Here is a 13,713-nt window from a genome sequence, read left to right on the forward strand (position 1 = left end):
GCGAAATCCGCGGGCCACCTGCCGGACCCGCGCTGCAGCGAGGGTAGTGCAGCCGCTCAGTCCCACCCGAGGTGGGACCGGTGCCGCCAGTACTCCTCCGGCGCCTCCGCGAGCCCCGCCAGCTCGGCCACCTCGTCCGCGGTCAGCGAAACCCCCGCGGCAGCCAGGTTCGAGGCCAGCTGACCCGTGCTCGACGGCCCGACCAGCGCCGCCGAAACCCACTCGTTCGCCAGCACCGCGGCGACCGCGACGGCATCCGTACCCACGCCGTGCGCGGCCGCGATCCGCCTGAGCACCTCCGGCGCCTCCACCACCAACCGCCCGTTGGCCAGCGTCTCCTTCACCAGCACCCGCTTCCCCGCCGCCCGCGCCTCCGCGAGCGCCGCCCCCACCGACGGCTCCAGCACGTTCCAAGTGGACTGCACCGCTGCGAACACCGGCCGCCCCGCGGCTTCCAGCTCGAACGCCCGCCGCACCGCATCCGCCTGCGCCGGCCCCGACGTCGAAAACCCGACCTCCACGCCCTGGTCGGACAACGCCGCCAGCGCCTCGATCAGAGCCGCGTCGGAGAACAGCGGACTGTCCACAGTGAGCGAATGCACCTGGTACAGGTTCACCTGCTCACCGAGCAGCGCCCTCGTCTCCGCCCACTGCTCGGCGAACCGCGCGGCCGAATGCTCCTTGACCTCGTGCACCGGCGCGTCGAGCCGCCACTCGCCGACGTACCGGTAGCCCCACTTGCTCGACACCGTCACGTCGGTGTGCCCGGGCTCCGCCAGCCAGCTCGCGAGGAAGTCCTCGGCCAGTCCGTAGGACCGCGCGACATCGACCCAGCGCACGCCGGCCGCGTAGGCCGCGTCGAGCACCTCGTGGGTCGCGGCCCGCATCGCCGGCACGTCCCGCGTCCCCGGCAGCTCGCGGCCGAGGTTGATGTACGCGGGCCGGCCGAGAGCGGCGAGCCCGACCGCGATGCGCTCCATTCGGTCTCCCTGTCTGAGCGTGTTTTTTGGTCGATGCGGGGAATGCATAGCCGACGACGATTTTTCGACGTCGGCCCGCTGTATAGGTCGTTATACAGTTTGTTTGTGCCGGAGGATGGCGAGCCATTGTCCGGAGTTCTGGGCTTGCCGGTGGAGTTTTTCGAGGCGGGCGGCGGGGGCTCGGACGTAGCCCTTGCCGAAGACCGGCGCGATCTGGCGGAGGCTCGCGCCTTCTTCGCGGGCGGCGAGCAGGGCCCAGTCGGAGGCGTCGGCGCAGGCGGCGGAGGCGCGGCGCAGCTCACCCAGGATGCCGATGAGGTCGTCGGCACTGAGCTCCCCCGCCTGGACGGCGGCGGCGGTGGTTTCGAGCCAGGTCAGGACGTCGGCTTCGGTGATGGGTGCGCGCGGGCGCGGGGCGTCGTCGGTGCTCACAGCCCAGAAGTATAGGGCGTTATACACCAGAGACGAGTGAGATGGCCGAAAAGCGCTGGCCTCCCGGCGTGGCGAACCCGAAGACTGGCCTCGGGTGGCGGCGATCAGGAGGGTCATGGCCGGGCGGTTCGGCGTCGGTGCGCGGTTCGTCGCACTGGCGGTGGTGTGGGGCGCGAGTTTTCTCTTCATCAAGGTGGGCCTGGAAGGCCTCTCCCCCGCGCAGGTCGCGTTCGCGCGGGTCGGGTTCGGCGCGCTCGCCCTGGCAGTGGTCCTCGTGGTGCGGCGCCGGCCCCTCCCCCGCGACCGCGCGCTGTGGGGGCACCTCGCGGTGGTGTCGGTGCTGCTGTGCGTCGCGCCGTTCCTGCTGTTCTCGTGGGCCGAGCAGTACATCTCGTCCGGGCTGGCCAGCATCTTCAACGCCACCACGCCGTTGCTCACGATGCTCTTCGCCGCCGCGGCGCTGCCGGCCGAGCGCCTCACGACCGCGCGCGTCTCGGGGCTGCTGCTGGGGTTCGCGGGAGTACTGACGCTCGTCGGCGTCTGGCAGGGCGTGGACCTCTCGCACCAGCTCACGGCCCAGCTGGCCTGTCTGGGCGCCACGACCTGCTACGGCGCGGCTTTCGTGTACCTGCGCCGGTTCGTGTCACCTCGGGGCGCGGATCCGGTGGTGGTGGCGTTCGGCCAGGTCGGCTCGGCGACCGTGCTGCTGGCCCTGCTGTCCCCGCTCATCGCGGCGCAGCCGATGCACCTGAACGCCGCCGTGGTGCTCAGCATGCTCGCGCTCGGCGTGCTGGGCACCGGCATCGCCTACGTGTGGAACACCCGCGTGGTCGCCGCCTGGGGCGCCGCACACGCATCCTCCGTGACTTACCTCACACCGGTGGTGGGTGTCGTGCTCGGCGTCCTCGTGCTGCACGAACCCGTGCACTGGAACGAACCCGCCGGCGCCGTCCTGGTCGTGCTCGGAATCCTGGCCTCCCACGGCAAACTCACGCCCCGTCGCCGCGTAGTGGAGATGCCGGGCCCGAACGAAAACGTGGGGCCACCGGCGAACCGGTAGCCCCACGTCTCGAAACGACCTCTACAGATATTGGCCCGTGTTGGTCGCGGTGTCGATCGCCCGGCCGGAGTCCTGGTTCTTGCCGGTGACGAGCGTGCGGATGTAGACGATCCGCTCGCCCTTCTTGCCGGAGATCCTGGCCCAGTCGTCCGGGTTGGTGGTGTTCGGCAGGTCCTCGTTCTCCGCGAACTCGTCCACGATCGCGTCCAGCAGGTGCTGCACGCGCAAGCCGGGCTGCTGGGTCTCCAGCACCGACTTGATGGCCGACTTCTTCGCCCGGTCCACGATGTTCTGGATCATCGCGCCCGAGTTGAAGTCGCGGAAGTACAGGACTTCCTTGTCCCCGTTGGCGTAGGTCACCTCGAGGAACCGGTTTTCGTCGCTCTCCTCGTACATGCGCTCGACGGTGTGCTGGATCATCGCGTCGAACGTGGCCTTCTGGTCTCCACCGAACTCCGCCAGGTCGTCGGCGTGGATCGGCAGGCCTTCGGCCAGGTACTTGGAGAAGATGTCCTTCGCGCCTTCGGCGTCGGGACGCTCGATCTTGATCTTGACGTCGAGCCGGCCCGGCCGCAGGATCGCCGGGTCGATCATGTCCTCGCGGTTGGAGGCGCCGATGACGATGACGTTCTCCAGCCCTTCCACACCGTCGATCTCCGACAGCAGCTGAGGCACGATCGTGGTCTCCACATCGGAGGACACGCCCGAACCACGGGTGCGGAAGATGGAGTCCATCTCGTCGAAGAACACGATGACGGGAGTGCCCTCGGAGGCCTTTTCCCGCGCTCGCTGGAAGATCAGGCGGATGGACCGCTCGGTCTCACCGACGAACTTGTTGAGCAGCTCAGGGCCCTTGATGTTCAGGAAGTAGGACTTCCCGTCCGCCTTGTCGCCCCGCGCCAGCGCGACCTTCTTGGCCAGGGAGTTGGCCACCGCCTTCGCGATGAGCGTCTTCCCGCAGCCCGGAGGGCCGTAGAGCAGCACGCCCTTCGGCGGCCGCAGCTGGTACTCCTGGTAAAGATCGGCGTGCAGGAACGGCAGCTCCACCGCGTCGCGGATCTGCTCGATCTGCCTGCTCAGGCCACCGATGTCCTCGTAGCGGACGTCGGGCACCTCCTCCAGCACCAGGTCCTCGACCTCGGCCTTCGGCACGCGCTCGTACGCGTACCCGACCTTCGAGTCCACGAGCAGCGAATCGCCCGGCTTGAGCGGCTGCTCGGCCAGCGGTTCGGAGAGCAGCACGACCCGCTCTTCGTCCGCGTGCCCCACCACGAGGGCCCGGGGCACGCCGCCCTCGTCCTCGGGTGCGAGCACCTCACGCAGTGCGCACACCTCACCGGTGCGCTCAAAGTCGCCGCCTTCGACGACCGTGAGTGCCTCGTTGAGACGCAGCGCCTGACCACGGCGCAGCGACGAGATCTCCACGGCCGGCGACACCGAGACCCGCATCTTGCGGCCCGCGGTGAAGACGTCCACCGTGTTGTCCTCGTACGAGGTGACGAAGACCCCATAGCCGCTCGGCGGCTGGGCCAGCCTGTCGACCTCTTCGCGGAGGGCGAGCAGCTGACCACGCGCTTCGCGCAGGGTCTCGACCAGTTTCGTGTTGCGCTCGGTGAGCTGGCTCACCCGTTCGGACGCCTCGGCGAGGCGCTGTTCGAGAACTCGGTTCTGCCGCGGCGAATCGGTGAGTTTGCGACGCAACAGCGCCACTTCCTCCTCGAGAAAACGGATCTGCCGGGCTTGTTGTTCCGCCGTCTGCCCAGCTCCGCCTGTTTCTGAAGGGTCGGCCTCCTCGCGCCGACCTCCGGGAAGGTCATGATGCATCGGGCACCTCCTCGGAGTGCTTTTCATTCCACGGTACCGGCGATCACCGACAAGAAAAGGCCTTTCCGCATCACAAGATCGGCGCGTCGCGATTTCCTCACCCGCTCAGCACGGTCGTCACGGCAGCGCAAGCGGCCGATTCGGTGCCCGGGCACCGGAGGCCGTCACGCCGCGTTCCGCCAGGCGAAAGCGAGCATCGGCGTGGTACCCCGCGGGTGGCCGCGCCAACCCCCGGTTCCGTCCAGTTCCGGCCTGAGCGCACGGATCCCGGCCGCCCTGGCTAGCATCCCCGGGGTTCACCGCGCCCGGTGAGACGCGCAGAAACGCTAGGGGGCACCACACATGACCTACCCGCCGCAGCAGCCCGGAGGCTACGGAGGCGCCGGGGGTTACGGGCAGCAGCCGGATCCCTACGGACAGTCCCGGCCGGGCCCAGGTCAGCCCCCGTCCGGCCCGCAGCAGCAGCCCGGCTACCCCGGCGGGCAGCCGTTCGGCGGGCAGCAGCAACCGGGTACCTGGCCGCCGCAGGGCGGGTACCCGCAGTCGGGTCCACAGCAGCAGCCGGGCTACCCGGCGCAGCAGCCGCCGCCGTTCGGTCAGCCCGATCCTCGCCAGCAGGGCGCGCCGGGGCAATTCGGGCAGCAAGATCCCTACCGGCAGGGCGGCGGGACCCAGCAGTACCCGCAGCAAGATCCGTACCAGCAGGGCGGAACACAGCAATTCGGGCAGCCGGACGCCTTCCAGCAGGGCGGTTTCGGCGATCAGTACGGCCAACCGGGTGGATATCAGTCCTTCGGCGGCTACAACGAGCAGCCTCCGAAGAAAAAGAAGACGGGCCTGATCGTCGGGATCGCGATCGGAGCCGTGGTCGTGGTGGGTGGCGCGATCGGGCTCGTGATCGGGCTTTCGGGTGACGACAAGGGCAAAACGGACACCGCCGCTCCCCCGGCGCCCCCGGCCGCGAGCAGCCCGGGCGCCGGCGCGCCGCACACCAGCGCCCCGACCCGGCCCTCCACGAGCGGCTCGACCCCGTCGACGGGCGGCGCCGACTCGCCGGCGCCGGGCGGCACGCAGAGCGCGCAGGAGCTCTTCCAGGCCGCCGCGACCGACTTCACCAGCGGTGACGGCTCGGCGCTGGCCGGGTTGGCGTGCCGCAGCCTCTACAACGGTGGCGCCGTGGACATCCCGAAGACCACGATCGAGCTCACCGGCGCCGCACAGGAGACCGGCGACACTGCTTCCGTGCGGTACAAGGCCACGCAGGGCACGCGAACGGCGAACGGGACGATGACCTCGAAGCGCGAGGCCGGCGTCTGGTGCCTGGTCGACGCCCAGGCGGACAAGCAGTGAGACACCGGCGGTGAGTGGCAGACTCACCGCCGGGCTCGTGGTGCTCGGCGCGCTGGTGGCGGGCGTGGCGCTCGGACTGGTGCTGGTCGCCCCGGCCGGGCCGTCCGCGCCGGCACCCCCTCCTTCTTCTCCGGTACCGAGCATTCCCACGGTTTCCTCGTCCGCGAGCGACGCGGATTTGGCCGCCACGAGCGTGCTGGCCGACGCTCTCGTCGACGCCCTCCGCCGCGGTGACGCCACCGAGTTCGGCCGGCTCACTTGCCGGCCCCAGACCTCCCAGGCGTTGGCCGACCTGCAGGCCAAGTGGGACGCGGCCGGGCCGCTCACCGTGACGCTGGCCGCACCACCGGCTGTGGCCGGGGATTCGGCGGGCGTCACCGTGCACGTGGAAGGCGCGGGTGGGCGCAAGGACACGCCCTTCCCGATGCACCGGGAAAACGGCCGGTGGTGCGTGCCGGGCTAGCTCGCCCGGCACCTCGGCCTCGTTGGCTCTCTCAGCCCTTGCCCTTGGCGGGCCGGCGCGACACGCGCGGGGACACCGTGCCGTCGGCGAGCCGGCGGGCGGTGAGCAGGAACGCCGTGTGCGCCACCATCCGGTGGTCCGGCCGTACCGCGAGCCCGACGACGTGCCACGGGCGCATCAGCGTCTCCCACGACTCCGGCTCGGTCCAGCACTGCTGCTCCCGCAACGACTCCGTGACCCGGGAAAGTTGTGTGACGGTGGCCACATACACCGTGAGGACCCCGCCCGGCACGAGGTGCGCGGCGACGTTCGGCAGCTGGTCCCACGGCGCGAGCATGTCGAGCACCACCCGGTCGACCTCACCGGTGTGCGTGGCCAGGTCCGCGACGGTGAGCGTCCAGTTGTCCGGCTTCTCGCCGAAGAACTTCACGACGTTGCGCTCCGCGTGCTCCGCGTGGTCGTCGCGGATCTCGTACGAGGACACCTGGCCTTCGGAGCCGACGGCGCGCAGCAGCGAGCACGTGAGCGCGCCCGATCCGGCGCCGGCTTCGAGCACGCGCGCGCCCGGGAAGATGTCGCCCCACATCACGATCTGCGCGGCGTCCTTGGGGTAGATCACCTGGGCGCCGCGGGGCATCGAGAGCACGTAGTCGGGCAGCAGGGGCCGCAGCGCGAGGTAGTTGCTGCCGCCGGCCGAGGTCACCACGGACCCTTCGGGGAGCCCGATCAGCTCGTCGTGCGCGAGCGCGCCGCGGTGGGTGTGGTACTCGCCGCCCTCGGCGAGCGTGAGCGTGTAGTGGCGGCCCTTCGAGTCCGTCAACTGAACCCGGTCTCCTGCGCGAAACGGTCCGCTGACCGACAACTTCTTCCTCCACCTCACACGCGAAACGCTGGCGTCAGATCCTCGCAGGTCGCCCGCGCGGGTCGCCGGTCGGGTGCACTCTCAGTGAGCGTGGCGGCCGCGCACGAGCGCGGCGCGGAGGTCTTCGCGGCGCAGCACGCCCGCGGGGCGGCCTTCGTCGTCGACCACGAGGAACTGCCACGCGGGTGTTTCGCGCACCCGTTCGGCGATCTCCTCGCCCGGCTCCGAGGCCAGCAGCACCGTCTCCGCGCGGATCGGCTCGGCGGCGAGCTCCGCCGGCGCGTGCGGGTGCGTCCCCGCGAGCTGCTCGGCGGCTTGCTCGTCCAGCAAACCCGCCGCGACGCCGTCGGCCCGCACGAGCACCACTCCGCGCCCGGCCGAGGCCGCCAGCGCGTCGGACACCGGGCTTTCGGCGGGCAGCTGCAGCACGGGGCGGACCAGCTCGGTGAGCTCGAGGCCGTCGGGCCAGCTGCGCCGCGCCTCGGCCGCGAGCTCCGCGCGGGCGCCCAGGATCACGAACCACGCCGTGACCACGCACACGCCGAGCCGCAGCCAGCGGTCCTCGCTCTGCGTGGCCAGGCCGAACAGGGCCCACACGATCAGCCCGGTGGCGACCACGGCACCACCGGCCACCGCGGTCTTCGTGCCCTTGGCGCGCAGGCCCGTCACGGCCCAGACCCCGGCGCGCACGAGCCGTCCACCGTCGAGCGGCAGCCCCGGGAGCAGGTTGAACACGCCCACCGCCAGGTTCGCCACCGCGCACTCGGCCACGAGCAGCCACACCGCGCCGTCCGGCGGCACCGCGAGCATCAGCAACGCGCAGAACCCGCCCAGCAGCAACGAGACGATCGGCCCCGCCGCCGCGACCAGCCCCTCCTGCCCGGGCCGCCGCGGCGTCCGCGCGACCTCCGACAGCCCACCCAGCAGGAACAGCCGCAGCCGCCGGACGGGAATCCCCAACCGCAGCGCCACCAGACAGTGCCCGAGCTCGTGCGCGAGCACCGACAGCCCCAGCAGCACCGCGAACGCGGCCGCCAGCAACCACGACGTCAGCGTCGACACGTCCGGCAGCAACCGCCCCACCAGCGGCGCGTACAGCACCACGACCACCAGCGACCCGATCCACCACGACGGCGCCAGCAGCACCGGCACCCCGGCCACCCGGAACAGCAACAGCCCGCCGTCACCGGGCGAGACACGCCGGGACGGCCCGGCACCGTGCTGTCGGGTCGCGGCCATGCGCGCAAGAGTAAAGGCCCGCGTGTGGGACGGCAGTTACCCGGGCTTCCCGTGTCTTCTGCCCCGCCTTCGGCAGGGCGTGCGAGATCGCCTTCAAGCTGGCTTCCGGGATCGGGCGGTCGGGATCGGCCGGGGGCCGATCGCACCGCCCGATCCCGGAAGCCAGCGCGATCCCGCTGGTGGGTCGGCTCAACGGACCCGTTCGGGGGAAAGTGCGCGGCCGGATGTGGGGTCGGGCGTGTCGGCCGCTGTGTCTTTGGCCCCGGCTCCGCCGGGGCGTGCGAGATCGCCTTCAAGCCGGCTTCCGGATCGGGCGGTCGAGATCGGCCGGGGGCCGATCGCACCGCCCGATCCGGAAGCCGGCGCGATCTCGCGGTGGGGTCGGGTCGCGGCTCGCTCAGGCGGGGCGCCCAATCCTGTCGGTGGGTCCAGTTACGCTCAGGCCATGCCCGACACCGCTACGGTCACGACCCCACCGGGATCCGGTGACGCGCCCGTCCGCAGGCGGCCCGCGTTGTCGCCGTCTCGTGCCAGTGATTTCAAACAGTGTCCGCTCCTCTACCGATTCCGGGCCGTCGACCGGCTGCCCGAGGTGCCCACGAAGGCCCAGGTGCGCGGGACGCTCGTGCACGCCGTGCTGGAGCGGCTGTTCGGTCTGCCGGCGGGTGAGCGCGTGGCGCCGCGGGCGAAGGATCTGCTGGCGCCCACGTGGGCGGAGCTGTCGGCGGCGAGTCCGGAGTGGACCGAGCTGTTCGCGGAAGACGAGGCGGGCGAGGCCGACAAGTGGCTGGCGTCGGCGGAGAAGCTGCTGGACGCCTACTTCGAGCTGGAGGACCCGCGCCGGCTGGAGCCGGAAGCGTGTGAGCTGCACGTGGAGATCGAGCTGGGTTCGGGGGTGCTGCTGCGCGGGTACATCGACCGCGTGGACGTGGCGCCCACGGGCGAGATCCGCGTGGTGGACTACAAGACCGGGGCGGCGCCGCGTGAGATCGGCGAGGCCAAGGCGATGTTCCAGATGAAGTTCTACGCCGTGGTGCTCTGGCGGTTGCGCGGCGTGGTGCCGCGGCAGCTGAAGCTCATGTACCTGACCGACGGGCAGTCGCTCGCCTACACGCCCGACGAGGCGGAGCTGGTGCGGTTCGAGCGCACGCTCGAGGCGATCTGGCAGGCCATCCTGAAGGCCGGCAAGACCGGCGACTTCCGGGCCAACCCGGGCAAACTCTGCTCGTGGTGCGACCACCAGGCGCACTGCCCCGAGTTCGGCGGCACCCCGCCGGCCTACCCCGGCTGGCCGGAGCCCGACGCCGGCGAGGAGACCGCTTTGGACCGGGCCGACTGATGGCCGACGCGTTCTACGTTCCCCTCGGTGACGAGCGCTACGGCGCCACCGAGCACACCACAGGCCCGTGGGCACCCGGCGCGCAGCACTTCGGCCCGCCGTCGGCGTTGCTCGCACGCGGGCTGGAGCGGCTCGAAGCGCCGCACCCGTCGCTGATCGCGCGCGTGACGATCGAGATCCTCGGGCCCGCGCCGGTCGCGGAGCTCGACCAGCGGTCGTGGATCGAGCGGCCGGGCCGGTCGGTCGAGCTGCTGCAGTCGGAGCTCTCGGCGGGCGGCAAGCTGATCGCGCGGGCCAGCGCGTGGCGCATCGGCACCGTCGACACGGCGGACGTGGCGACCGACGCCGGTCCCCTGCTGCCCTCGGCCGACGCCGGGACCGAGACGAAGTTCCCCGAGGACTGGACCGGCGGGTACCTCGACGCCGTCGAGTGGCGCGCCGTGCGCGGCAGCATCACCACGCCCGGCCCGGCCGCGGTGTGGGGCCGGCAGCGGATCCCGCTCGTCGACGGCGAGGAACCGACCGGGCTGCAGCGGCTGTTCGCGGTCGCGGACTCGGCCAACGGCGTGTCGCACTTCCTGTCGGCGCGCGACTGGCTCTTCATCAACTCGGAGCTCACCGTTCACCTGCGCCGGGCGCCAGAGGGCGAGTGGATCGGCCTCGACGCCGTGACGCTGGTCGGGCCGCACGGCGTCGGCACGGCCGCGAGTACCCTGCACGACGGCTCCGGTCCGGTCGGCACCGGTGCGCAGGCTCTGCTCGTCCGACCGCGACAGGCCGGGGGCGGATAACCGCGCGCCCGCGCCCCGGATCCAATAACCTTCGCGGAACGACCGACAAGGGAGCGCTCCGGCATGCAGATCACCTCGGTGGTCAACCAGAAAGGCGGGGTCGGCAAGACCTCACTCAGCGTGGGCGCGGCGGCAGCGCTGGCCGAACGCGGCCGGCGCGTGCTGCTGATCGACCTCGACCCGCAAGGCCACGCCACCACGGAGATGCTCGGGCTCGACGAGGCCAGCGGCAACGCGCCCACCCTCGCGAAGGCACTCACGAAGCTGTGGAAGGGCCCGATCGAGGAGCTCGCGGTGCCGCACCCGCGCAGCAACCTTGGCCGCGGCGGTGCGTTCGACGTGATCCCGACGTCGCCGGGCATGTTCGACCTGATCCGCCGGCTCGACTCGTTCCGCGTGCCGGGTTGGCAGCTGGCCCGCGTGATCCAGTTCGCGAACTACGACCACGTGGTGATCGACTGCCCGCCGGCGCTCGACGTGCTCACCAACAACGCTCTCGCGGCGTCCCACGGGATCCTGGTGCCGGTGCAGCCGGACAAAACGAGCATCCGCGCCCTGCGCCTGCTCGCCGACCAGGTGCGCTACGTGGAACAGACCACCGGCCGCGCGCCGATCGCGTGGTACGGGATCGTGCCCGGCCTCTACCGCCGCCCCATCTCCCACTACGCGGCGGCCGCGTTGCAGGACATGTACAACTTCGGCGTGCCGATGCTCTCCCACGTGCCGCTCGGCGTGGTGATGAACGAGGCCGCGGCCAACGGCGTCCCGGTCACCACGTACGCGCCGGAAACCTTGCAGGCCCTGTCGTTCCGCGAGATCGCCGAGACCCTCGACGGCTACCTGGTCCAGAACCCCGGCCCCACCGAGGTCCCGGCCGACGACGAGTTCGTGTTCGAGGACTTCATCTCCGAAGTCGCGATGACCCGCAACGCCAACGACAACGGCGCCCGCAAGAAGCTCTACGACCTCATGCCGAAGCGACCGCAGCGCCCTCGGTGATGTTTCGGCTTCGCCACACATCACCGAGGGCGCTGCTGTGTTTTTGGCCCCGGCTTCGCCGGGGCGGGCGAGATCGCCTCAAGCCGGTGTCTCGAATGGACGGTCGGATCGGCCGGGGGCCGATCGCACCGTCCATTCGAGACACCGGCGCGATCTCGCGCCGTGGTTGGCCATAGGGCCGAGAGAAGCAGCCGGGACCGGCCGCCTGCGCTCGGCGCGAGGCCGGGCGCAGGCAACACTGTCACGTAGTTACAGCCGGCAGGAGCGGATGTCCGAGGCGAGGATCGCCTTCGCGCCGGCTTCGGCCAGTTCGTCCATGATGAGGTTGACTTCCTTGCGCGGCACCATCGCCCGCACGGCGACCCAGCCGTCGTCCGCCAGCGGGGCGACGGTGGGCGACTCCAGACCGGGCGTGATCGCGATGGCCTGCTCCAGCAGTTCACGCGGGCAGTCGTAGTCGAGCATCATGTACTGCTGCGCGAACACGACACCCCGCAGCCGGGCCGCGAGCTGCGACTTCGCCTTCGACGCCTCGCTGTCCGCGCGCTGCAGCAGCACCGCTTCGGACACGCAGATCGGGTCGCCGAAGGCCACCAGGTTGTGCTGGCGCAGCGAGCGGCCGGACTCGACCACGTCGGCGATCGCGTCGGCGACGCCGAGCTGGATCGAGATCTCGACGGCGCCGTCGAGGCGGATCACCTCGGCCTCGACGCCGTGGCGCGCCAGGTCCTCCCGCACGAGCCGCGGGTAGGACGTGGCGAGCCGCTTGCCCTGCAGGTCGGCCGGCTTCCAGTCCTGCCCCGCCGGGGCGGCGTAGCGGAACGTGGAGCCGCCGAAGCCGAGCGCGAGCATCTCGTCGACCGGCGCGCCCGAGTCGAGCGCGAGGTCGCGCCCGGTGATGCCGAGGTCGAGCTCGCCGGAGCCGACGTAGATCGCGATGTCCTTGGGGCGCAGGAAGAAGAACTCGACCTCGTTGACCGGGTCGAGCACGGTCAGGTCCTTGCCGTCATGTCGCTTGCGGTAGCCCGCCTCGGAAAGCATCTCCGCCGCCGACGCGGCGAGGGCTCCCTTGTTGGGCACGGCAACACGCAGCATTTCGTTCTCTCCTCTGTTCACCGGTGCGCGAACGCGTCACAGGTAGCGGTACACGTCCTCGGTCGAGATCCCCCGGCCGAGCATCAGCACCTGGACCCGGTACAGCAGTTGCGAGATCTCCTCGGCGAGGCGGTCGTCGGACTCGTGCTCGGCGGCGATCCACACCTCGCCGGCTTCCTCGAGCACCTTCTTGCCCTGGGCGTGCACCCCGTCGTCGAGGGCGACGACGGTGCCGGACCCGTCGGGACGGGTGCGGGCGCGCTCGGCAAGCTCCGCGAACAGCTCATCGAAGGTCTTCACGGTCTGCAGATACTTCCATCCCGCACGCCCGGGCGCCCCCTCGGGTGACCCCGATGCCGCCGGAGTCACACTCGCGGCAGCAGCGCGGCCAGCACGCCCACGTCGACGCCCGCGAGCGACTCGCGGAACACCCGCCCCGGGCCGTCGGGCACCTCGACGTCGTTGGGGACCACGAGCACCACGCAGCCGGCGCTTTCGGCCGAGGCCGCACCCGGCGGCGAGTCCTCCACGGCCACGCACCGCTCAGGGGCGACACCGAGCAGTTCGGCGGCCTTGAGGTAGGGCCGGGGGTGGGGCTTGTTGAGGCCGTCGACCTCGTCGCCGCACACCGTGACGTCGAAGAACTCGCGCCCGATCGTCTCCAGCGCCAGCTCGGTCAGCGCCCGCTCCGTGGACGTGACCAGCGCCGACGGGATCCCGGCCGCCTTCACCGCCGCCAGTGCCTCGCGTGCGCCCGGCCGCCACGGCAGCGCGTCGTCGAACAGCCTCGCCGTGCGGCGGCGGATCCACGCGCCGGTGTCGGCGACCGACTCCGGCGTGATCTCGCTGCCGGTGACCTCGAGCAGGTAGGTGGCGGTGGCGTCCATGTTGGACCCGACCAGCGTCATCCGCTGGGTCTCGGACAGCGTGCCGCCGAGCGCCTCGGCGCACTCGTACAGCGCCACGTCCCAGAGCTTCTCGGAATCGACGAGCGTGCCGTCCATGTCCCACAGGACGGCGCCCAGTCCGTCCGAAGAGGACGGTGCAGTCACGGTTTCTCCTTGTCGGTGCGTCGGGGTCGGGCCGGACGGGCCGCGCGGCACCGGGCGCGAAGCTTCCGCGGAGGAAGTGTCCCCAAAAGAGTGGGGTCGCGCCGCGCCGGAGCCGGCCCCGGGCCGTCCGCCGGGGGAACCGGGCACGACGGCGGGCCGGATCGTCCCCAGTATCCCATCGGCCGCCGCGGGCTCCGCACACCGTCCGCGAGCCTGTGAGCTGCGGT

At 71.3% G+C, this 13,713-nt stretch carries 14 protein-coding genes; 6 read left to right on the top strand and 8 right to left on the bottom strand.

Annotated elements, in window-relative coordinates:
- Nucleotides 1-56: 56 nt before the first annotated feature.
- Both VSH64_RS13275 and VSH64_RS13280 read right to left on the bottom strand, forming a co-directional pair.
- Nucleotides 57-980, bottom strand: coding sequence for an aldo/keto reductase (locus tag VSH64_RS13275; protein WP_326835879.1), 924 nt, complete (start codon nt 978-980; stop codon nt 57-59).
- Between the two features lie 90 nt (nt 981-1,070).
- Nucleotides 1,071-1,412, bottom strand: coding sequence for a hypothetical protein (locus VSH64_RS13280; protein WP_326835880.1), 342 nt, complete (start codon nt 1,410-1,412; stop codon nt 1,071-1,073).
- A gap of 115 nt (nt 1,413-1,527) precedes the next feature.
- Between VSH64_RS13280 and VSH64_RS13285 the strand changes: the two genes are divergently transcribed.
- A complete protein-coding gene (locus VSH64_RS13285; RefSeq protein ID WP_326835881.1) occupies nt 1,528-2,472 on the top strand; it encodes a DMT family transporter in 945 nt (314 codons plus the stop codon).
- A 21-nt stretch (nt 2,473-2,493) separates the two neighbouring features.
- On the opposite strand, the gene arc is transcribed toward VSH64_RS13285, so the two are convergent.
- Entirely contained in the window at nt 2,494-4,296 is a 1,803-nt protein-coding gene (arc, locus tag VSH64_RS13290; RefSeq protein ID WP_326835882.1) for a proteasome ATPase, read from the bottom strand.
- Between the two features lie 342 nt (nt 4,297-4,638).
- Between arc and VSH64_RS13295 the strand changes: the two genes are divergently transcribed.
- Together VSH64_RS13295 and VSH64_RS13300 are read left to right on the top strand one after the other, a co-directional pair.
- Nucleotides 4,639-5,646, top strand: a complete 1,008-nt coding sequence (locus VSH64_RS13295) for a hypothetical protein (RefSeq protein WP_326835883.1) — start codon at nt 4,639-4,641, stop codon at nt 5,644-5,646.
- Nucleotides 5,647-5,656: 10 nt separating this feature from the next.
- Complete coding sequence (locus tag VSH64_RS13300) at nt 5,657-6,109, top strand: hypothetical protein (protein ID WP_326835884.1); 453 nt, start codon at nt 5,657-5,659, stop codon at nt 6,107-6,109.
- A 31-nt stretch (nt 6,110-6,140) separates the two neighbouring features.
- On the opposite strand, the gene VSH64_RS13305 is transcribed toward VSH64_RS13300, so the two are convergent.
- Together VSH64_RS13305 and VSH64_RS13310 are read right to left on the bottom strand one after the other, a co-directional pair.
- Nucleotides 6,141-6,971, bottom strand: coding sequence for a tRNA (adenine-N1)-methyltransferase (locus tag VSH64_RS13305; protein WP_326835885.1), 831 nt, complete (start codon nt 6,969-6,971; stop codon nt 6,141-6,143).
- A gap of 81 nt (nt 6,972-7,052) precedes the next feature.
- A complete protein-coding gene (locus tag VSH64_RS13310; RefSeq protein WP_326835886.1) occupies nt 7,053-8,210 on the bottom strand; it encodes a M50 family metallopeptidase in 1,158 nt (385 codons plus the stop codon).
- Between the two features lie 445 nt (nt 8,211-8,655).
- Between VSH64_RS13310 and VSH64_RS13315 the strand changes: the two genes are divergently transcribed.
- The 3 genes from VSH64_RS13315 (at nt 8,656) to VSH64_RS13325 (ending at nt 11,339) form a co-directional block, all read left to right on the top strand.
- A complete protein-coding gene (locus VSH64_RS13315) occupies nt 8,656-9,549 on the top strand; it encodes a RecB family exonuclease (RefSeq protein WP_326835887.1) in 894 nt (297 codons plus the stop codon).
- Nucleotides 9,549-10,340: a thioesterase family protein gene (locus tag VSH64_RS13320; protein WP_326835888.1), complete on the top strand. Its 792-nt coding sequence runs from the start codon at nt 9,549-9,551 to the stop codon at nt 10,338-10,340. Before VSH64_RS13315 ends, VSH64_RS13320 begins: the two co-directional genes overlap by 1 nt.
- 63 nt (nt 10,341-10,403) lie before the next feature.
- Complete coding sequence (locus VSH64_RS13325; protein WP_326835889.1) at nt 10,404-11,339, top strand: ParA family protein; 936 nt, start codon at nt 10,404-10,406, stop codon at nt 11,337-11,339.
- A 249-nt stretch (nt 11,340-11,588) separates the two neighbouring features.
- Here VSH64_RS13325 and hisG read toward each other — a convergent pair whose 3' ends face one another.
- From hisG to VSH64_RS13340, 3 genes are all read right to left on the bottom strand, one after another.
- Nucleotides 11,589-12,434 carry an ATP phosphoribosyltransferase gene (gene hisG, locus VSH64_RS13330; RefSeq protein ID WP_326835890.1) on the bottom strand — a complete coding sequence of 282 codons (846 nt, stop codon included), beginning with the start codon at nt 12,432-12,434 and terminating at the stop codon, nt 11,589-11,591.
- A gap of 36 nt (nt 12,435-12,470) precedes the next feature.
- Nucleotides 12,471-12,734, bottom strand: a complete 264-nt coding sequence (locus tag VSH64_RS13335) for a phosphoribosyl-ATP diphosphatase (protein WP_184778231.1) — start codon at nt 12,732-12,734, stop codon at nt 12,471-12,473.
- 65 nt (nt 12,735-12,799) lie between these two features.
- Nucleotides 12,800-13,486, bottom strand: a complete 687-nt coding sequence (locus VSH64_RS13340) for an HAD family hydrolase (RefSeq protein WP_326835891.1) — start codon at nt 13,484-13,486, stop codon at nt 12,800-12,802.
- Nucleotides 13,487-13,713: the final 227 nt, after the last annotated feature.

The organism is Amycolatopsis rhabdoformis (genome assembly GCF_035918295.1).
Classification (GTDB): Bacteria; Actinomycetota; Actinomycetes; order Mycobacteriales; family Pseudonocardiaceae; genus Amycolatopsis; species Amycolatopsis rhabdoformis.